This window comes from Stenotrophomonas sp. 610A2, assembly GCF_030549615.1.
Taxonomy (GTDB): Bacteria; Pseudomonadota; Gammaproteobacteria; order Xanthomonadales; family Xanthomonadaceae; genus Stenotrophomonas; species Stenotrophomonas pigmentata.
The window spans coordinates 903,423-925,779 of record NZ_CP130832.1; the positions used below are offsets into that span (position 1 = coordinate 903,423).

Sequence of the window (22,357 nt, forward strand, 5' to 3'; positions counted from 1 at the left end):
ACCGCATGCCTGCCTCGCCGGCTGGTGCAGCTGCGGCGCACGCGAAAACTCAGTCCACTTCAGGAGCAGTCTCGATGAATCGGATCTATCGCAAGGTGTGGAACAAGGCGTTGGGACAGTTGGTGGTTGCCTCGGAGCTGGCCAGCTCCAAGGGCTTGGCAGGTGTGGTCGATGCGCGCAGCACGGACTCGCAGCGCGTGCAGGTACTGGTACTGGCGATTGCCATGGGGCTTGGGTTGGGGGTGCCTGCCGCGACGGTGCAGGCACAGTCGGTAGCCGTGGGCGGCAACGCCAAGTGCATCGTGCTCGGCAGTGCCAACCTGGCTGACTGCGCCCTGCAGGGCGATGCCAACGCGTCAGGAAACAATGCGGTTGCGATAGGTGCACAAAGCCTGGCTTCGGCCGAAGGCAGTGTAGCGCTGGGCAATGCTGCCACCGCCAGCGGCAGCAACAGCGTGGCGCTGGGGGCCAACTCGGTGGCTGCACGCGATAACGTGGTCTCGGTTGGCGATGCCGGCAGTGAGCGGCAGATCAGCAATGTCGCCGCCGGTACTGAAGACACTGACGCAGTCAATTTGGCCCAGCTCAACGCCGTTGCCGATGAAGCGACGCAGACCAGTCGGTACTTCACCGCCAACGGTGCCAATGATGGCAGCGATGACGCGTTGGCCAGCGGTGCGGGCGCAACCGCCGCAGGCGTCGGCGCGGTTGCAAGCGGCGCGGAGAGCGTTGCGGTGGGCAGCTACAGCAGCGCCAGCGGCGACTACGCGAGTGCGCTTGGCTATGTGAACACCGCAACAGGTGTGAACAGTTCGGCGGTCGGTAACTTCAACCAGGTTGATGGCGACAACAGCAGTGCGTTTGGCTTCGCCAATTTCGTTGAGGGCGAGAATGCGATCGCCATAGGTAGCAATTCGGTTGCTATCGGCAAGAGCAGTATGGCAGTTGGAGATGCTGCGCTTGCTTCGGCAACGCAGTCGCTGGCCCTAGGGTCAGGTGCGCGGGCTACGGCGGAGAATAGTTTGGCGTTGGGAGCAGAAGCATCGGCTGGAGCAGAAGGATCTTTCGCCTTTGGTTCAGGAGCGACGGCCGGTGGACAGAATAGTGGGGCCTTGGGCTGGCGGGCCAAGGCTTCGGCCGCTGATTCGCTGGCATTAGGAAGCTTCGCACTAGCGAAGGGTGAAGAGGCTCTCGCGATTGGATCAAGGTCAGTAGGTTCAGGTAAAGGCTCAGTCGCAATAGGCGGCACTTACTTCTTTTTTGAACCAGGTCTACTGGCGAAACTTCCCACGGTTGCGGCCGGCTCATACAGCGTGGCATTGGGGGCAGGGGCATCTGCCGGAGGGGAAAATTCGATTGCGATCGGCGTGATGTCGGACGGTAGGGGGAGGGACACCGTCGTTCTTGGACAGAATGCCGTTGCGCTATCAAGCCGGTCCATTGCACTTGGAATCAAGGCCAGGGCACTGCATGAAGACAGCGTCGCAATAGGATCTGGGGCCCGGACGGATCGCGAGCTGAGCGTCTCGGTTGGGACGGCGGGAATGCAGCGACAGATCACCAATCTCGCGGCAGGAACCGAAGCCACGGATGCGGTCAACAAGGCACAGCTGGATGAAGTCGCCTCTATTGCGGAGGGCACGGCCAAGTACTTTGCCGCCACCGGCAGTACGGAAAGCGATGCCGGTGCCTACGCCGAGGGCAATGCCGCAACGGCTTCAGGCGAGGCATCCAACGCAGTAGGCGACGGCGCCTCTGCCTATGGTGCCGGTGCCTCTGCGTTTGCGCAGGACGCGACTGCCATCGGCGTAGATGCAACTGCCAGCAACATTGATGCACTGGCAGTTGGTCACGCCAGTGTTGCCAGCGGCAACAGCGCAGCGGCCATTGGCTGGTCCGCAACCGCAAGTGGCGACTATGACGTGGCATTGGGCGCGCTGGCGTCCGCGACGGGTGGGCAGTCAGTTGCGGCAGGTGCGGCAGCGACGGCCAGCGGCATTGCTGCGGTTGCCATGGGCACTTATGCGGAAGCAACTGCTGACCACACCATTGCCCTCGGCAGCCAGGCACTGGCGAGCGGTGAACAAGCAGCCGCGGTGGGTGGCTTGGCATTGGATAAGTTTGCTACCGAAGCCTCGGGTTTCGGCTCGGCCGCATTCGGCAATGGCGCGTGGGCGCTGGCGGATCTCAGTACCGCAGTTGGATTCAACAGTTGGGCGGATGCTGAGAGCGCTACAGCACTGGGTCAGAGAGCGTATGCGATGGCAACAAACAGCGTCGCGCTTGGTGCCAATTCCGTTGCCGAGCGCGTCGACAGTGTCTCCGTTGGTGATGCAGGGGCAGAGCGGCAGATAACGAATGTGGCCGCAGGTACTGAAGATACTGATGCGGTCAACAAGTCGCAACTCGATGAGGTTGCAGCGACTGCAGCAACTACCGACAAGTACTTCAAAGCAAGCGGAATGATCGATAGCGATGTTGGCGCGAGCGTAACTGCTGCAGGCGCGCTTGCAGCGGGTGAAGCGGCGTCGGCTACAGCGGCTTACGCTACCGCGGTTGGCGCGGAAGCATCGGCAACCGGCCAGGGCAGCGTTGCAGTTGGTGGCGCCGCAGCGCTGTCGGCAGATCCTGCTGACCGTGCCGCCACCAGCGCTAGTGGCGATGCTGCCACCGCTGTGGGTTCAGGCGCTGATGCTGCGGGTCACTTCTCGCTGGCAGCGGGAGCGCTGAGCGAAGCCCTGGGCGCTGAAGCTACCGCGATTGGCTATCAGGCTCGTGCATCACGCCTTGATGCTACCGCGATAGGCGCCTCAAGTTGGGCTGCGGGCGTCGATAGCACAGCACTCGGGCACGGGAGCGTCAGTCGCGGGCAAGCTGCCACGGCTTTGGGTAGCAATGCCGATGCGATCGCCGCCAACAGCATAGCCTTGGGTTCAGACTCGTTGGCCGATCGTGCCAATACTGTATCTGTTGGGGCCGACGGCGAGGAGCGGCAGATCACCAATGTTGCCGCGGGCACAGAGGGCACCGATGCAGTCAATCTGGATCAGTTGACGGATGTTGCTACGGTCGCCGAAAGCACCAGCAAGTACTTCACCGCGGTTGGTAGTGACAAGAGCGATGCAGGTGCTTATGCCGAAGAAGAAGGTGCAGTGGCTGCGGGTGAGGCGGCTAACGCCCTCGGCAGAGGCACAGTTGCGATTGGTTATGGAGCTGCCGCGACGCTTACAGGGGCGATAGCACTGGGCGAGAATTCCACTTCAATGGCGGCCGGTGGGGTTGCTGTTGGCCGCAATACCCTCGTCACTGGGACCAATGGAATTGCGACAGGTAGTGGTGCAATTGCTGCAGGACAGGCTGCGGTAGCGATTGGCGGTAGCCCATTGGGTGAGGATGGTAGGTCTCTGCTGTTTGAATTTGTAGATGGAATGATGGTGCAGGTTGATCGCGGTGCCCAGGCTGGCGAGGGCGCGGTCGCGATAGGTGCAAGCGCATTTGCAGATGATGAGGCGGTTGCAATGGGTCTTGGGGCAACAGCCTTGAGTCGCAATACCATGGCGATCGGCGCGTTGAGCAGGGCATCTGGCGAATGGGCAATGGCGATTGGCGGAGAAGCCGCAGCCGAGGGCATTGGTGCGACAGCCGTAGGGGTTGGGGCGAGTGCGCGCGGCGGGAATTCACTCGCGGTTGGTACAGCGATGGCGGACGGTGACAGCGCCGTCTCCGTTGGCGGTGCGGCTATAGGTGAGCTGGCGTCTGTGTTCGGCGTTGCGTCGACTGCCAATAAGGATAACAGTACGGCGCTTGGATCGCGGAGTGCTGCAACTGGTGTTGGAGCGACGGCGGTTGGCCATAGCGCGCTGGCCAGGGCGGACGGGAATGTCGCTGTCGGTAGCTGGGCGCAGGCAGTTGGCGCAGGAACGATCGCCATTGGTGACCAGGCAAGCACCTTGCGCCCTGAGATAGATTCGGCTGCTGCAAACAACTTTGTTGTTGATGCAATCACCATCGGTGCACGCAGCAAGGCTCAGGCTGACGGTGCGACAACGCTAGGTACCGGCGCGTTGGTGACGGGCAAGAACAGCAGTGCTGTTGGCATCGGCGCGAGTGCGGCGTCCATCAATAGCGTGGCGTTGGGTGCCCATGCAGTTGCTGACCGTGACGACAGTATCTCGGTTGGAAGTGCAGGGCTGAAGCGGCAGATAACGAACGTTGCTGTAGGTACCGAAGATACCGATGCGGTCAACAAGTCACAGCTGGACGATGTCGCTGATGCACTTGATGCGGCAACCGAGGACGCAGCGAAGACTACTCGCTACTTCAAGGCCGATGGTGCCCATGATGGCAGTGATGATGCACAGGCTGGCGGCGTGGCTTCTGTCGCTATGGGCGCAGCTTCCAGGGCAACCGCTGCATCCTACACCGCCGTGGGCAGTTCGGCAGTGGCTTCGGCACAGAACAGTGTGGCTTTGGGTGCGGGCTCGCTGGCTGATCGTGACAACGCAGTATCTGTTGGTAATGCCGGTTCCGAACGCCAGATCACCAATGTTGCAGCAGGTACCGCAGGTACCGATGCGGTCAACATGGATCAGCTCAGTGCTGTAGCCGACGCAGCGAAGGACATTGGTCGTTACTTCGCCGCCAATGGTGCAGAGGACGGAAGTGATGATGCGCAGGCCTCTGGAGCCGGGGCCACTGCCGCTGGTGTCGGGTCGAACGCCAGTGGTATCGAGAGCACGGCGGTTGGAAGCTACAACGTTGCGGCAGGCGATTACAGCAGCGCGCTGGGCTATGTGAACACGGCGAATGGCACCAACAGCACGGCGGTAGGCAACTTCAACCAGGTAGATGGTGAAGACGGCAATGCCTTCGGCTTCGCCAATTTCGTCGAGGGCAATGGTGCCACCGCGATTGGCAGCAACAGTTTCGCTGGCGGTGATGGAAGTTTTGCGGGTGGCCTTGGTGCCATTGCCGGTGGCATCGCCACGGTCTCGCTGGGCAGTGCCAGTGCAGCGTCTGGCGAGCGGGCAATCGCGATTGGTGCCGGTGCCGGCGCGCAGGGCGAGAATGCGTTGGCCTTGGGTGCGCAGAGTTTCGCAGTCGGAAACATGGCCATCGCACTCGGCAGTGGCGCCAGTGCAGGCGCTGATGCAGCCACGGCGGTTGGTGCCACGGCCAAGGCCAGCGCGATCCACAGTACCGCCCTGGGTAGCGCGGCGGTGGCGTCCGAGGCAAACAGCGTGGCACTGGGGGCAGGTACGGTCGCGGACCGCGCCAACAGCGTATCGGTGGGCAGCGCTGGTGCGGAACGGCAGGTCACCAACGTTGCTGCCGGTACCGAAAGCACTGATGCGGTGAACAAGTCGCAGTTGGATGCGGTTGCCAGTGTCGCAGGTGAAGCCAGCAAGAGCAGCCAGTACTTCCAGGGCAGTGGTACCGGGGTGGCAAGTGCGACCGGTACCAATGCCATAGCCGCCGGTTCGGCTGCCGTTGCCAGTGCCGAGCGCGCCACGGCGGTTGGCACGGCCAGCAGCGCCGCGGCGATTGGTGCAACTGCCGTGGGTGCCGACGCGGCGGCGCGGGCCAACAATAGTTCGGTGCTGGGCCGGCAGGCCTCTGCTACCGCGGTTGGGGGCGTCGCAATCGGCTACACGGCGTTTGCCAGCAACGGCGTCAATGGTGTGGCCATCGGCGCGGCGGCTGGCGTATCCGGGGCCAACTCCGTTGCCTTGGGCGCAGGCTCGCGTGCCACTGAGGCCAACGTGGTGTCCGTCGGTGGTGGCAACGGGACCAATGGGCCGGCGACACGGCGGATCATCAATGTTGCGGCGGGGCGCATCGTCGAAGGCGGCACCGATGCAGTCAACGGCGGACAGCTGTACAGCACCAACCAACGCGTGGGCGCAGTGGAAACGCGGGTAAACGACATCGATGATCGGATTGGTGACGTGGAGACCATCACCGCCAATGTCGTGTCGTATGACGATGGTGACCGCAGCAAGGTAACGTTTGCAGGCTTGGACGGCACCATCGTGGACAACGTGGCGGCAGGGAACATCGCTCTTGACAGCATGCAGGCAATCAACGGCGGGCAGCTCTACCAGTCGCTCAGTTCCATCGCCGGCATTCTGGGCGGCGGTGCCGCATTGGGCATGCAGGGTGTATTCATTGCTCCGACCTATGTCGTGCAAGGTGCCAATTTCAGCAGTGTTGGTGATGCACTGTCGGCGCTGGATACACAGATCACCGCGATCAATACGCAATTGTCAGGGATTGATGTCGGCGGTGGTGGAACGGAGGGCGGCGGTCCAGATGATGGCGCGGGTACGACGGGCGGCGTGGTGCTCGGCGACGATGCGAAGGCGCCGGACCAGGCCGGTACCGGCATCGGTCATGGCGCGCATGCAGCAGGGGTGAATGACACCGCGTTGGGTAGCAACTCGAGTGTCCTGGCCGATGGCAGTACGGCGGTTGGTGCCAACGCCTCGGTGACCGCTGCAGCGACCAATGCGGTGGCGATGGGCGAAGGTGCCAGTGTTGCCGCGGCGTCCGGCACCGCGGTTGGCCAGGGGGCCGTTGTCAGTGCCAGTGCGGGTACTGCAATTGGACAAGGCGCAAGCGTCCGTGCCGAAGGGTCGGTGGCGATCGGCCAGGGATCCGTCGCTGATCGCGCCAATACCGTGTCCGTTGGTAGCGCCGGCAATGAGCGGCAAATAACCCATATCGCCGAGGGCACGCAGGCAACTGATGCAGTCAACAAGGCACAGCTGGACCGGAGCTCAGCGGCAGCCAACGCCTATACAGATGGCAAGTTCGGCGCGATGGCCGACAGCTTCGAGGTGTTGCGCAGCGATATGGGCAAGCGCCTGCAGCACATGGACAAGCGCATCGACCGGCAAGGCGCGATGAGTGCGGCGATGTTGAACATGGCCACCAGTGCTGCCGGTGTACGGACCGAGAACCGGGTAGGCGTTGGCGTCGGCTTCCAGGGTGGAGAGTCGGCGTTGTCGGTCGGTTACCAGCGTGCGTTCGGTGATCGCGCGACTGTGACCCTGGGGGGTGCCTTCAGCAGCGACGACAGCTCGGTGGGCTTTGGCGCCGGATTTGGTTGGTGAGCACAGCGGCGGGCCCGGCATTTCGATCCGGGTCTGCTGACCTTGGCCCTGCTGGCTATCAAGTCGAAAGACTCCTGACTGGATCCGGCTCGGCAGGCCTTCTTCCCTTCAACTAGAAGAGATATTCGATATGAAGAAACTCAGGAAAATGGGTATCGCGGTTGCTGGTGCAGCACTGGTGGGATGCATCGGGATTCCTGCACTTTCCGCAGCTGAGCGGACCGCCAGCTCGCAGGCTCTGTTGTCGAAGGAGCTGGCGCCGCTGAGCGGTGGTCAACGCTTCCTGGTCAAGTACCGTGCTGGAGCCAGCGAGTTGAACAGCACGACAGTGCTCAATCAGGGCTTGTCGACTGCATTGTCGCGCGCGGCACTCGATCGTCCTACGGCGGCCAACGCGCGTTCCGTCGCACGTGCAGCGGTGAAGGCTGGGCTGTTGCGGCGCACCGCGCTGCCCGGTTGGCGCCTTGTCTCCACAACGCGGATGTTGGATGCGCAGGAGGCAGAGAGTTTCCTGCGCGAACTGCGAGCCAACCCGGCAGTGGAGGTGGCTCGGGTTGAGCAGATCTACCATCACATGGCTGTGGCACGGCGCGCGATGACGCCGCAGGACCCTGACTACGGCAGGCTGCAATGGAACTTTTCCAACGCCGTATCCGGCGTCAGGGCAACGCAGGCGTGGGACATCTCCCAGGGGGAAGGTGTAGTAGTTGCTGTAGTCGACACCGGCATCATCGAAGGCACTCCGGATCTGCAGGGCAATGTGATTCCAGGCTATGACATGATCACCGACAAGCGTGTATCGCGACGGGACACCGATGACCGCGTTCCGGGAGGATGGGATACAGGTAACTGGGTGAGTGAGAACTATTGCCTGGGTTGGGCAGCATCCCGTCCCCATCCTGCAGAGGGCACTACTTGGCACGGTACCCATGTGGCCGGTACGGTCGCTCAGGAAACCAACAACAGCATTGGTGTGGCGGGGTTGGCGCACAAGGCCAAGGTGATGCCCATTCGGGTATTGGGTTCTTGCGGTGGCTGGGATGGTGATATAGCCGATGTCGTGGTGTGGGCTGCGGGCGGCGACGTTCCGGGATTGCCGATCAATCCGAATCCAGCGGAGATCATCAACCTGAGTTTGGGGAGCAGTGAAGAAAGCGAATGCTCGCCAATGCTGCAGGAGGCCTTTGACATGGCAAACAGCAAAGGCAGCATCATTGTGGTGGCCGCGGGCAACGACAGCGCAGATGCAGGCCTTTACACAATGTCATCCTGCAAGAACGTGATCAGCGTTGGCGCAACCGGCGTCAATGGAGGGAGGGCGACGCGGTACTCCAATTACGGCAGTCGGATAGATGTATCCGCTCCAGGCGGAAATGCAGAGAACAATGTTCAAGGCTGGATCTGGCAGATGTACAACGGTGGCGCGGAAGGGCCGACCTCGGAGTGGTTTGTAGAGGGAATGGTCGGGACCTCGATGGCATCACCTCATGTTGCCGCTGCCGCCGCGATGGTTCAGAGCGTTGTCGAAACGCCGTTGAACTGGATGCAGATGCGCGATCTACTGATGGAGACGGCCACGCCATTTCCCGTCGCTGTTCCCACTACGACGCCGATGGGGGCAGGCATCCTGAACGTTGAAGCGGCATTGCTGAAGGCTACTACGCCTCCCTGTGATCCCAGCCAGCAGCAATGCGGAATAGACGCAACGCCGCTTGTAAACAAGGTCACTCGGGCAGGACTGAGCGGGCAGAAAGGCAGTGTCCAGATCTTCAGCTTCGAAGCACAGGCGGGTCAGGTGCTTAGCTTCATCACCTTTGGTGGCACGGGCGATCTTTCTTTGTATGCGAGCTATGACAAGGAACCGCAGCCTGGCCAGGCGGACGCGTTCTCGGTTCGGGCGGGCAACAACGAGACCGTGCGCTTTACCGCCCCAAGGCGCGGTACCTATTACCTCAAGGTGGTTGCGGAGAGTGCCTTCACCGGAGTTGGTTTGACCGCGCGTCAGTGACAGCTTCAAATTTTCGAGTGGCAAGACAGAAGCCCTGGCATTGCCAGGGCTTCTGCCTCTTGAAGGCTCATCTGAATCCGCAAACGCCTGTTGAACTTGCCATGTAAGACGATGGATCCGCATGTAGTTGGAAGCGGCGGGTGGTCTGACATCATCGCGGCCTGCGTAGTGGCGGGCAGGCAGAAAAAGAACTGCTGCATGGAGTCTGGTCGCTGGATTGCGATGGCATGAACGCAGGTGCCTCGATCACCTCCTCGTGTCCCGTTCCCCGCGATGAAGATCTTCAATCCCATCCTTGCCTGAGCGGCACTCCGACTGCGTTATCAGGAGGGGTGTCATTTGTTTGACTATCATCGTGGGGGGATTCGCTCCGGTCCTGTCCCGGATGCTGCTTGATGGCGCAACCAGGGTTGCTGCGATGCAACTGTTCCCTGGTTTTGGGAGGGCAGGCGTCAGTTGCTTCAGATGTCTTGTGGAAATCTTCAAGAAGCCCGCAGCCCAAGGCTCGCGGGCTTTTTCATGGGCGCTTGTCCGGAGGCCGCTCAGAGCGATGTCTCTCCCGAAACCCGGGACTAGGCAATTGTTTCAGAAGCAAATTTTTGAAAATCTCACCTAATTGAGAGAATTGGGAGCTTCCTCTCAAAAAACGAGATTCGAGCCAAAAGTTTGACGAATCATGAATCGTCGATTAAGACTCCATCCATCCCGTAGTCGCCCGACAGGTATGGAACCAGGGGGGTAGACCGCGACAGGCGTGAGCCTCACGTGCCCAGCTGTACCGGGACCGGGACCACAACACCACAGGGGGATCGTTGGGCACGTAGAGCCCGGCGATGGCGCGTTTATGCAAGGAAAAAAACCGTCCACTTGAGGAGCAGCAGCGATGAACCGGATCTACCGCAAGGTATGGAACAAGGCATTGGGGCAGTTGGTGGTGGCGTCGGAGTTGGCATCGTCCAGCTCGGCCGGTGTGGTCATGGATGAGCGGCATAGCGCCGGAATACGCCTGCAAGCCTTGTCGGTTGCCGTTGCGTTGGGTCTAGGAGCAAGTGCCTGGGTAACAACGGCGCAGGCACAGTCGGTGGAAGTGGGCGGTAACGCGCAGTGCATGGTGCTTGGCAGTGCAACGCTGGTGGATTGCGCCATCGCCAACAGCGCCGATGCATCGGGTGCGAACGCGGTAGCCATTGGTGCTGGCACGGTGGCTTCGGCTGCAGGCAGCGTGGCATTGGGCACAGGCTCGATTGCTGATCGGGCCAACACGGTGTCGGTGGGCTCGGCCGGTAACGAGCGTCAGATCAGCAATGTCGCCGCCGGTACTGCGGGCACCGATGCGGTAAACCTCGATCAACTCAATGCGGCTGCCGACGGTGCGCTGTTGGCTGGCCGCTATTTCAAAGCGAATGGCGCTGCCGACGGCAGCGATGACGCCGTTGCCAGCGGCGAAGGCGCGATGGCTGCAGGTGTCGGCTCGCTGGCAAGCGGTGTGGAAAGCACCGCGGTAGGCAGCTACAACGTTGCCGCCGGTGACTATTCCAGTGCGGTGGGTTACGTGAACACCGCCAATGGCGAAAGCAGTTCGGCTGTCGGCAATTTCAACCAGGTGGATGGTGCCAACAGCAGCGCATTTGGTTCCGGCAACCTGGTGGATGGTGCCAACGCAATCGCGCTGGGCAGCAACAGCGTCGCCAGTGGTGATGGCAGCGTGGTGATCGGCGATGGGGCCTACGCGGCTGCCGATGATTCCACTGCGGTCGGCTCCGGCAGTCTTGCCAGCGAGCTGGGCAGCACCGCTGTTGGTAGCGGTGCAGAAGCGACCGGTGCCTATGCAAGTGCGCAGGGCAGCCAGGCGCTTGCGTCCGGGCAGCAGGCAACGGCCAACGGCTTCCGTGCCGATGCCAGTGGTCGTGGCACCACCGCGCTTGGTGCCTATAGCTCAGCCTCCGGCGACCTTGCGTCGGCCGTGGGTTATGGCGCCGATGCCAGTGGCGACTACGGCGTTGCGATGGGCCTGGGTGCTTCCGCCTCGGCGACCAGCACCACGGCTGTGGGCGAATCGGCCATCGCATCGGGTGAAGAATCCACCGCGGTCGGCGGCACCACTTTCGGTGGCTTCATCAGCACCGAAGCGTCGGGTACCGGCGCGTCGGCGTTCGGCAATGGCGCGTGGGCGATAGGTGAGTACGCCACCGCGATTGGCTTCAACAGCTGGGCTGATGCAGACGATTCCACCGCGCTCGGTCAAAGCGCCACCGCAGCGGCAGCCAACAGCGTCGCCATCGGTGCGAACTCCTGGGCCGACCGCGAGAGCACGGTTTCGGTCGGTGACGTGGGCAGTGAACGCCAGATCACCAATGTCGCCGCCGGTACGGAAGACACCGATGCGGTAAACAAGTCGCAGCTCGACGAAGTGGCAGCGGTTGCCGAAAACACCAGCAAGTACTTCAAGGCGACCGGCAGCGCAGACAGCGATGCTGGCGCTTATGCGGAGGGCGACAGCGCCACTGCCGCCGGCGAGGCTGCCAATGCCATCGGCAACGGTGCATCGGCTTACGGCACCGGCGCCAATGCCTTGGCTGACAACAGCGTTGCGGTTGGCACCAATGCATTGGCAACCGGCACCGGCAGCATTGCGCTGGGCCAGAATGCAAATGCAGAGAACGGCGACAGCATCGCCATTGGTACTGATGCATCGGCCAGCGAAGGTGCCTTCATGGCCATCGGTGCTGGCGCCAGTGCGCAGGGCTTGTTTTCGGCTGCCATCGGTACCGATGCGCAGGCTGCAGGCTTCGCTGCCACTGCAATCGGCACATCGGCCTGGGCGACTGGTCGCCAGGCCACCGCGCTGGGCTTTGGTGCCTACGCCGATGCGTGGCAGGCGGTGGCTGTTGGCAGCGGCGCCTATGCAACGTTCTTCGGAACCGCGATCGGTACGTTCGCAGAAGCGGCTGACGTGGCGACTGCGGTAGGCCAGAACGCGATTGCAGACATCGCAGGTGCTGCGTTCGGCGTGCAGGCACGTGCAGGCCTGACCGGCGTTGCCGTCGGCAACAACGCTGCCACCGGTGAGCTCGGTGTTGCAGTCGGTTTCAACTCGCTGGCCGGCCAGGATTTCTACAGCGTCACCGAAGGCAAGCACACCACCGCGTTGGGCGCGGAGGCGTGGGCGACAGAGGACGGCGCCACCGTCGTTGGTTACAACAGCTATGCACAGGCGCAGAACGCGGTTGTGCTGGGCTCCAATGCCTGGACCAGCAAGGACGCAGAGAACAGCGTAGCGCTGGGTGCCGGCTCGTTCGCTGACCGCGCCAACACGGTGTCGGTCGGCGCGGCGCAGGAGTGGACCGATTCGGCTGGCGTCGTCCATGCAGCCGTTGATCGCCAGATCGCCAATGTCGCAGCCGGTACCGAAGGCACCGATGCGGTCAATGTTGATCAGCTCAATGCCGTTGCCGAAGGCGCGGAACTGACCGCGCGCTACTTCAAGGCCAACGGCGCTGCCGATGGCAGTGACGACGCGGTTGCCAGCGGCGATGGCGCGACAGCGGCCGGTGTCGGCTCGCTGGCCAGCGGTGCGCAGAGCACGGCGGTCGGTAGCTACAACGTTGCTGCCGGCGACTACTCCAGCGCTGTTGGTTACGTGAACACCGCCAATGGCACCAACAGCTCGGCGGTGGGCAACTTCAACCAGGTGGATGGCGAGAACAGCAGTGCATTCGGCACGGCCAATCTGGTCGATGGTGCCAATGCGATTGCCTTGGGCAGCAACAGCGTCGCCAGCGGTGATGGCAGCGTGGTGATCGGCGACGGCGCATTGGCCGATGCCGACGATGCGATTGCCATTGGCACAGGTAGCGTTGCCAGCGGCGACAGCAGCAGTGCCTTCGGCGAAGGTGCGGAAGCCTCAGGCGTGTTTGCCACGGCGCAGGGTGCGCAGTCGGTGGCCTCTGGCCAGCAGGCCTTGGCAAACGGCTTCCGTGCCGAGGCCAGCGGTCGCGGCACCACGGCAGTCGGCAGCTATGCGGTTGCCTCCGGTGACCTCGCTTCGGCAGTTGGCTACGGTGCCGAGGCCAGCGGCGACTACGGCGTCGCGATGGGCCTGGGCGCAGCGGCTTCGGGCGTCAGCACCACCGCCGTGGGTGAATCGGCGATTGCCTCGGGTGAGGAATCGACCGCGGTTGGCGGCACCACCTTCGGCGGTTTCATCAGCACCAAGGCCTCCGGCACCGGCACTGCAGCCTTCGGCAACGGTGCCTGGGCAGTGGGCGAATATGCCACCGCCATTGGCTTCAACAGCTGGGCCGATGCGGATGATTCCACCGCACTGGGCCAGAGCGCGGTGGCCGAAGCGGCCAACAGCGTCGCAATCGGTGCCAATTCCTGGGCCGATCGCGAGAGCACCGTCTCGGTAGGTGACGTCGGCAGCGAGCGGCAGATCACCAATGTCGCCGCCGGCACCGAAGGCACCGATGCGGTCAACAAGAACCAGTTGGATGAAGTGGCTGCGGTAGCTGAGAACACCAGCAAGTACTTCAGCGCCACCGGCAGCGCCGACAGTGATGCCGGTGCCTATGCGGAAGGCGATAGCGCCACCGCTGCAGGCGAAGCCGCCAATGCCATCGGCAACGGCGCATCGGCTTACGGCACGGGTGCCAATGCGGTGGCCAACGGTGCAACCGCAGTCGGCATGAACGCCTTGGCTGCAGGCCAGAACAGTGCCGCATTTGGCCAGAACGCCGAGGCTACCGGCCCGGCAGCGGTGGCGGTCGGCGGCAATGCGGTGGATGCCAACGGCAATCCATTGATCACGTTTGGCGGGCAGCCGGTGACGACCGGTGCGACCAGCGCCGGCCTCGGTGGTACCGCGCTTGGTGCCAGTGCCAGTGCGGAGGGCTTCGCCGCCACCGCCACCGGTCTGGGCGCGTTCGCTCAGGGAGCGCAGTCCTCCGCATTTGGTGCGGTGGCCAATGCAACCGGTGACTACAGCACGTCGGTAGGTAGCCAGAGTGCTGCATCGGGCACCAGCAGTGTTGCGGTAGGTGGTCCGATCGACCTCATCCCGGGGCTGGGTTTCTTCGTTGATACCCAGGCCAGTGGTGAAGCTGCCACGGCATTGGGCGCTGGCGCCATTGCTTCGGGTGATTACGCGTTGGCTTCGGGTGCATTGAGCGAAGCAGCAGGCGCTGAATCCACTGCTGTCGGCTACTTCGCCTATGCAGCGGGCGACAACGCCAGTGCGCTGGGCGCGGAGAGCTGGGCCAGCGGCATCAACAGCACGGCAGTTGGTTTCTACAGCACCAGCCTTGGCGCAGACAGCACCGCCTTGGGTGCGAACGCCACCGCCAGCGCTGCCAACAGTGTTGCCCTGGGCGCGAACTCGTTGGCAGATCGTGCCGATAGCGTATCGGTTGGAGTTGCAGGCGCCGAACGCCAGATCACCAACGTCGCCGCCGGTACCGAAGGCACCGATGCGGTCAACCTGGACCAGCTCAACAGCGCCGCCGAAGGTGCCTTGCTGGCCGGTCGCTACTTCAAGGCCAATGGTGCGGCGGATGGCAGCGATGATGCAGTCGCCAGCGGTGATGGTGCAACCGCTGCAGGCGTGGGCTCGGAAGCTTCCGGTGCACAGAGCACGGCAGTGGGCAGCTACAACGTCGCCGCCGGTGATTACTCCAGCGCCGTCGGCTACGTGAATACCGCCAACGGCAGCAATAGCTCGGCATTCGGCAACTTCAACCAGGTCGATGGCGAGAACAGCAGCGCGTTCGGCTTTGCCAACCTGGTGGATGGCGACAACGCAATCGCACTTGGCAGCAACAGCGTGGCCAGCGGTGACAGCGCGATCGTGATCGGCAATGGCGCCAGCGCCCTGGCTAGTGGCGCAGCCGCAATCGGCTTGAACGCAGTTGCCAGCGGCCAGAACGCCGCAGCCTTCGGCCAGAACGCACAGGCCACCGGCCCGGGCGCAGTGGCGGTAGGCGGCAACGCAGTGGATGCCAATGGCGATCCGCTGATCACCTCCAACGGTGAGCCGGTGCAGGCCGGCGCGACCAGTGCGGGTGTCGGTGGTACTGCACTCGGTGCCAGTGCCAATGCCCAGGGTTTCGCCGCCACCGCAACCGGTGTCGGCGCATGGGCGCAGGGTGATCAGTCCACCGCCAGCGGTGCGGTCGCCAATGCGGTTGGCGACTTCAGTACCGCCAGCGGTTCGCAGTCCTACGCCGAAGGAGCAGGCACCACGGCAGTGGGTTACAACGCCGCCGCCTATGAAGACGGCAACGTTGCGGTCGGCCGCAATGCCTCGGCATTGGGCGAGGGCAGCCTGGCAATCGGTGATGGTGCCGAGACCGGCTTTGGCGCGTTCGGCATCGGTGCAATCAATGCCGTCGCCATCGGCAGCGGCAGCTGGGCATTCGGTGATGATGCAACTGCAGTAGGTGCCAACGCCTGGGCCTTCGGCCAGCAGAGCACCGCGATTGGTACCGACGCCCAAGCCGGTGCCACCAACTCGGTGGCGTTGGGTGCAGGCTCGATTGCTGGCCGCGCCAACAGCGTGTCGGTGGGTGATGTGGGTGCCGAACGGCAGATCACCAATGTTGCCGCCGGCACCGAAGGCACCGATGCGGTCAACAAGGACCAGCTCGATGAAGTGGCTGCGGTAGCTGCGGAAGGGCAGACCACGGCGAAGTACTTCAAGGCCACCGGCAGTGCCGACAGCGATGCCGGTGCCTATGCCGAAGGTGACAACGCCACGGCCTCCGGTGAGGCGACCAATGCGATTGGCAACGGCGCATCGGCGTTCGGCAGTGGTGCCAATGCAGTGGCTGACGGCGCAACCGCAGTCGGCATGAACGCCTTGGCCAGTGGCCAGAACGCAGCCGCCTTCGGCCAGAACGCACAGGCGATGGGCCCGGGTGCAGTGGCTGTGGGTGGCAATGCGGTGGATGCCAACGGTGATCCGCTGATCAACGTTGGCGGTGAGCCGGTGCAGACCGGTGCTACCAGTGCTGGCGTCGGCGGCACCGCGCTGGGTGCCAGTGCCAACGCCGAAGGCTTCGCCGCCACCGCAGCCGGTGTTGGCGCGTACGCCAAGGGCGATCAGTCCACCGCCAGTGGCGCGGTAGCCAACGCACTTGGCAACTACAGCACCGCGACCGGCTCGCAGAGCTACGCCGAAGGCGTCGGCACTACCGCGGTTGGCTACAACGCGGCAGCCTACGAAGACGGCAACGTCGCTGTCGGCCGCAATGCGTCGGCCTTGGGCGAGGGCAGCCTTGCGATTGGTGATGGCGCCGAAACCGGCTTTGGCTTCTTCGGCATCGGCGCGACCAATGCCGTCGCCATCGGCAGCGGCAGCTGGGCCTTTGGTGATGACGCGACCGCGGTGGGTGCCAATGCCTGGGCCTTCGGCCAGCAGAGCACCGCAGTTGGTACTGGTGCCGAAGCCGGTGCCACCAATTCGGTGGCGCTGGGTGCAGGCTCCATTGCCGACCGCGCCAACAGCGTGTCAGTGGGTGATGCAGGCGCCGAACGGCAGATCACCAATGTCGCCGCCGGTACCGAGGCAACCGATGCGGTCAACAAGTCGCAGCTGGATGCGGTGGCCGAGGTCGCAGGAGAGACCAACAAGTACTTCCAGGCCTCCGGTGATGGCGTGGCAACTGCCAGCGGTACCAACGCGGTTGCATCGGGCTCCGGTGCGGTTGCCAGTGCCGAGCGCAGCACCGCCTTGGGTGCTGCCAGCACCGCCAATGCCAATGGCGCGACTGCGGTAGGTGCCGATGCATCGGCGCGTGCCAGCAACAGCACCGCGCTGGGCCGGCAGACCTCGATCACCGCCACCAACGGTGTGGCGATTGGCTACGGCGCGTTCGCCAGCAACGGTGCCAACAGCGTGGCCATCGGTGCGGGTGCAGGTGTCTCCGGTGCAAATTCGGTGGCGCTGGGCGCGGGTTCGCGTGCGGTCGAAGCCAACGTGGTATCGGTCGGTGGCGGCAACGGCACCAATGGCCCGGTGACGCGTCGCATCGTCAATGTCGGTGCAGGGCGCATTGCCGAAGGCAGCACCGATGCGGTCACTGGTGGTCAGCTGCATGTCACCAACCAGCGTGTTGGCGCGGTGGAAACCCGCGTCACCGACATCGATGGCCGGATCGGCAGCATCGAGGGCGTCACCGCCAATGCGGTGACCTACGACGATGCCAGCCGCGACAAGCTGACCCTGGCGGGCGTGCAGGGCACCACGTTGGATAACGTGGCTGCAGGTGCGATTGCTGCTGGCAGCATGCAGGCCATCAACGGCGGGCAGTTGTTCCAGTCGCTGGGCAACATGGCCAGCTTCCTCGGTGGCGGTGCCGGCGTCGGCATGCAGGGCATGTTCGTCGCCCCGACCTATGTCATCCAGGGTGCCAGCTATAACAATGTTGGGGCTGCGTTGAGCGCACTTGATGGCCAGGTCACGGCCCTCAACAACCGTGTTGCCAGCAATGGCAACGGAAACGGAAATGGCAACGGCAATGGCAATGGCAATGGCAATGGCAATGGCAACGGCAATGGTCCGCGCACCGAGACCGCTGCACCTGCTGCAAACACGGGTGTAGCACTGGGCGAGCAGGCCAAGGCCAACAACGTCGCCGGTAGTGCGGTTGGCAACAACAGCTATGCGCACGGCCCGAACGACACCGCGATCGGCAGCAACTCACGCGTCAACGCCGACGGCAGTACCGCAGTGGGTGCCAACACCAGCATCGCCGCCGCAGCCACCAACGCCGTGGCGATGGGCGAAGGTGCCACCGTCAGCGTTGCCTCGGGCACGGCGATTGGCCAGGGCTCCAGCGTCACTGCATCCGGTGCGGTTGCCTTGGGCCAAGGATCGGTTGCGGACCGTGCCAGCACGGTGTCGGTCGGTAGCAGCGGCTATGAGCGCCAGATCACCAGCGTTGCCGCAGGCACGCAGGCGACCGATGCGGTCAATAAAGCGCAATTGGACAGCGGCATCACCGCCGCCAACACCTATACCGACACCAAGTTCAGCAGCATGGCGGACAGCTTCGACGTCTTCCGTGGCGATATCGACAAGCGTCTACGTCATGTCGACCGTCGCCTGGATCGCCAAGGTGCAATGAGCGCTGCCATGTTGAACATGGCCACCAGTGCTGCGGGCGTACGCACGCAGAACCGGGTTGGCGTCGGTGTTGGCTACCAGGGCGGCGAATCGGCGCTCTCGTTGGGCTACCAGCGTGCCATCAGCGACCGCGCCACCGTCACCTTGGGTGGTGCCTTCACCAGCGACGACAGCTCGGTGGGCGTGGGCGCCGGCTTCGGCTGGTAAGCGGTTTGGTTTCGCCCCCGCCTGCTGCGGCGGGGGCTTCCAGGTTCATCGGTAGTGGCCGTGCTGCCCCCGCAGTACGGCTGTTGCGAGCCAGGACGGCAAAACGATGCAGCGTTGAGGTTCCATCCCTGTTCCATAAAGACGAGAGATCCGACATGAAGAAGAAGACCCAGCTTGGTTTGGCGATTGCCGGTGTCGTACTGATGGCTTCGATCGGCGCGCCTGCCGCATTTGCTGCAGAAGTTGGACCGGCAAAGGTAGTCGGCCTGAGTACGTCGCCGGTGGATACCAGTGGCGGCTATCGGTTCGTGGTCAAGTACCGCGCCGGCAGCAGTGAGCTGCGTGATACGGCGGCCCTCAATCGAGGCCTTGGCGCAGCGACGTCGCGCGCCGGCCTGGACCGCGCGGTGGCAAAGACCTCGCGTGCAGCGGCCCAACCCGCGGTGCAGGCCGCACTGCTGCGGCGCATGGGCGCGCCTGGTTGGAGCGTGGTCAAGACCTCGCGTGCGCTCAACGCACAGGAAGCGGCTGACTTCGTCCGCGAGCTCAAGGCCAACCCGGCGGTGGAGCGTGCCGATATCGATCGCATGTACCAGCGCATGGTCGATGTTGCCCCGGCAATGGTGCCGACCGACCCGAACTACGCGCAGTACCAATGGAATTTCTTCAATCCAACGACGGGCGTACGCGCACCGCAGGCCTGGGATCTCTCGCAGGGCGAGGGCGTGGTGGTGGCGGTGATTGATACCGGCATCACCCAGGGCAACCCGGACCTGCAGAACAACGTCATTCCCGGCTACGACATGATCAGTGACAAGCGCGTATCACGCCGCGACAGCGACGGCCGCGCACCGGGTGGTTGGGACATCGGTGATTGGATCGAAGCCAACTACTGCACCGGCTGGGCGACTGGTGGCTCGCATGCTGCCGACGTCAGTTCCTGGCACGGCAGCCACGTGTCCGGCACCATCGCCCAGGAAACCAACAACGGCAGGGGCCTGGCAGGCCTGGCCTACAAGGCCAAGGTGATGCCGATCCGCGTGCTCGGTTCCTGCGGTGGCTTTGGCAGCGATATTGCCGACGGCATTGTCTGGGCCGCAGGTGGCGAGGTGCCGGGGCTGCCGCTCAACACCAATCCCGCCGAAGTGATCAACATGAGCCTGGGCAGCGTGTCGCCCTCGACCTGTCCGACCGAGTACCAGGAAGCCATCGACCTGGCCAACAGCAAGGGGGCCATCGTGGTGGTCGCGGCGGGCAATGACAACGCCAATGCCGCCAGCTACACCATGTCTTCGTGCAACAACGTGATCAGCGTCGGCGCCACCGGCGTCACCGGTGCACGTGCGTACTACTCCAATTACGGTGCACGCGTGGACCTGTCGGCACCGGGCGGCGGTGGCTCGGTGGACGGTAACCCGAACGGCTATATCTGGCAGGTGATGAACGGCGGCGAGAAGGGGCCGGAGCCGAGCAACTGGATCCTCGGTGGCATGGGGGGCACCTCGATGGCATCGCCGCATGTGGCTGCTGCCGTGGCGATGGTGCAGAGCGTGGTCGACACGCCGCTGACCCTCAACCAGATGCGTGATCTGTTGAAGTCGACCGCCACGCCGTTCCCGGTGGCGATCCCGGCCTCTACCCCGATCGGCGCCGGCATCCTCAACATCAATGCCGCATTGATCAAGGCAACCACGCCACCGTGCGATCCCAATGTCGAGCAGTGCGGCCCGGACGCCACGCCGCTGGTCAACAAGGTTGCGCTGACCGGGGTTTCCGGCAGCGGTGGCAGCGAGACGGTCTACAGCTTCCAGGCCGAGGCCGGCAAGGTGCTGACCTTCATGACCTACGGCGGCACCGGCGATGTGTCGGTCTACGTCCGCTACGAGGCGGTGCCGAGCAGCACTGCGTTTGATGCCAAGTCCACCCGCGCTGGCAACAGCGAAACCGTGCGTTTCAACACGCCGCAGGCAGGCACTTACTACGTCACCCTGGTCGGAGCGAGCTCCTATAGCGGCGTGAGTCTGGTTGCCCGCCAGTAATCCTGACCACTGCACGACCTTGGAACCCCGGCAATGCCGGGGTTCTTTTGGCCTGTAATGCCGGTTCATGTGCACGACCCGGGGGTACGAACTGCTAAAGTTCGGCCAACACAGGAGGATTGCGTGAACGCGGTAGCCCACGACGCCCAACTTGCGCCATCACCTGCCGATCGCATCGTCACCGAGCTGTTGGCGCAGGGCCGGCTGAAAGACGCCGACCTTCAACGCGCACGCCAGTTGCAGCGCGAATCGGGCGGCGAGCTGTTGGTGTTGCTGGCCCGGCTGGGCCTGGTTTCCGAGCGTGACCACGCCGAGGCCTGTGCCAAGGTGCTGGGGCTGCGGCTGCTGGCCGCCCGCGAGCTACCCGAACATCCGCCGGAACTGGTGGAAGGCGTCGAGCCGGTGCCGTTGCGCTTCCTCAAACAATTCCTGGTACTGCCGCTGGGCGAGCAGCGTGGTCGCATCCTGTTGTGGATGGCCGATCCGCAGGATGGCTACGCGATCGATGCAATCCGCCTGGCGACCGGCTGCGAGGTGGCGCCGCTGGTTGGCGTGCGCAGCGAAGTGGATGAGCTGATCGAGCGCTGGTACGGGCAGGGTCGGACCGCGATGGGCACCATCCTGGAAACCACCGATGGCGAGCTCGCACCGCTCGACGATATCGAGCACCTGCGCGACCTTGCCTCCGAAGCACCGGTCATCCGCTTGGTCAACCTGCTGATCCAGCGTGCGGTGGAACTGCGCGCATCGGATATCCACGTCGAGCCGTTCGAGAACCGTCTGAAGGTGCGTTACCGCGTCGATGGCGTCTTGGTTGATGGCGAAAGCCCGCCGGTCAACCTGACCGCGGCGGTGATCAGCCGCATCAAGATCATGGCCAAGCTCAACATCGCCGAGCGCCGCCTGCCGCAGGACGGCCGCATCATGTTGCGCGTACAGGGCAAGGAACTGGACCTGCGCGTCAGCACCATGCCCACCGCACACGGCGAAAGCGTGGTGATGCGCCTGCTTGACCGCGAAGCGGTGGTGTTTGATTTCCAGCGATTGGGTTTCAGCGAGGATTTCCTCCCACAGTTCCGCAAGGTGCTGGAGCAGCCGCACGGCATCCTGCTGGTCACCGGTCCCACCGGCTCGGGCAAGACCACCACGCTGTACACCGCGTTGAACCAGCTCAACACCGACAAGGTCAAGATCATCACCGTCGAAGACCCGGTGGAATACCAGTTGGAAGGCATCAACCAGATCCAGGCCAAGCCGCAGATCGGGCTGGATTTCGCCAACGCCCTGCGCAGCATCGTGCGCCAGGACCCGGACATCATCATGATCGGCGAAATGCGCGATCTGGAAACCGCGCGCATCGCGATCCAGTCCGCGCTCACCGGCCACCTGGTGTTGTCCACCCTGCATACCAACAACGCCGCCGGCGGCATTACCCGTCTGCTGGACATGGGCGTGGAAGACTATCTGCTCACCTCCACCATCAATGGCATCCTCGCCCAGCGCCTGGTGCGCAGGTTGGAGCCTACCCACGCGCTGCGCTACCGCGCGTCGGACGAAGAAATCGAACGCTTCGGCCTGCGCCGCTTCCAGCCGCAGGGCGATATCCATCTGTACCGCGCGCAGCCCTCGGCGCTGGCGCCAACCGGCTATCTCGGCCGCACCACCATCGTCGAGTTTTTGGTGATGGACGATGCGCTGCGTAACGCGGTGATGCGCAAGGCCGGCATGGGCGAGATCGAACAGATCGCGCGCAAGGCCGGCATGCGCACCATGTACGAAGACGGCATCGGCAAGGCACTGCGTGGCGAAACCACGCTGGAAGAAGTGCTGCGGGTGACGGAGGACGCATGAGCCATCGCGTACA

5 protein-coding genes are annotated in these 22,357 nt (G+C 63.6%); all 5 read left to right on the forward strand.

Features of this window, described 5'->3' with window-relative positions:
- Positions 1 to 74: 74 nt before the first annotated feature.
- Positions 75 to 7,115, forward strand: a complete 7,041-nt coding sequence (locus Q5Z11_RS04030; protein WP_303748832.1) for an ESPR-type extended signal peptide-containing protein — start codon at positions 75 to 77, stop codon at positions 7,113 to 7,115.
- 130 nt (positions 7,116 to 7,245) lie between these two features.
- Complete coding sequence (locus Q5Z11_RS04035) at positions 7,246 to 9,123, forward strand: S8 family serine peptidase (protein WP_303748833.1); 1,878 nt, start codon at positions 7,246 to 7,248, stop codon at positions 9,121 to 9,123.
- Between the two features lie 883 nt (positions 9,124 to 10,006).
- Positions 10,007 to 18,454: an ESPR-type extended signal peptide-containing protein gene (locus tag Q5Z11_RS04040; protein WP_303748834.1), complete on the forward strand. Its 8,448-nt coding sequence runs from the start codon at positions 10,007 to 10,009 to the stop codon at positions 18,452 to 18,454.
- Between the two features lie 155 nt (positions 18,455 to 18,609).
- Complete coding sequence (locus Q5Z11_RS04045) at positions 18,610 to 20,493, forward strand: S8 family serine peptidase (protein ID WP_303748835.1); 1,884 nt, start codon at positions 18,610 to 18,612, stop codon at positions 20,491 to 20,493.
- Between the two features lie 123 nt (positions 20,494 to 20,616).
- Positions 20,617 to 22,344 (forward strand): type II secretion system ATPase GspE, encoded by a 1,728-nt coding sequence (gene gspE, locus Q5Z11_RS04050; RefSeq protein ID WP_303748836.1) that lies wholly within the window; start codon positions 20,617 to 20,619, stop codon positions 22,342 to 22,344.
- The last annotated feature ends 13 nt before the right edge of the window (positions 22,345 to 22,357 follow it).

Coding starts and splice junctions, on each gene's coding strand:
- Q5Z11_RS04030 (WP_303748832.1), top strand. CDS start 75: ATGAATCGGATCTATCGCAAGGTGTGGAACAAGGCGTTGGGACAGTTG.
- Q5Z11_RS04035 (WP_303748833.1), top strand. CDS start 7,246: ATGAAGAAACTCAGGAAAATGGGTATCGCGGTTGCTGGTGCAGCACTG.
- Q5Z11_RS04040 (WP_303748834.1), top strand. CDS start 10,007: ATGAACCGGATCTACCGCAAGGTATGGAACAAGGCATTGGGGCAGTTG.
- Q5Z11_RS04045 (WP_303748835.1), top strand. CDS start 18,610: ATGAAGAAGAAGACCCAGCTTGGTTTGGCGATTGCCGGTGTCGTACTG.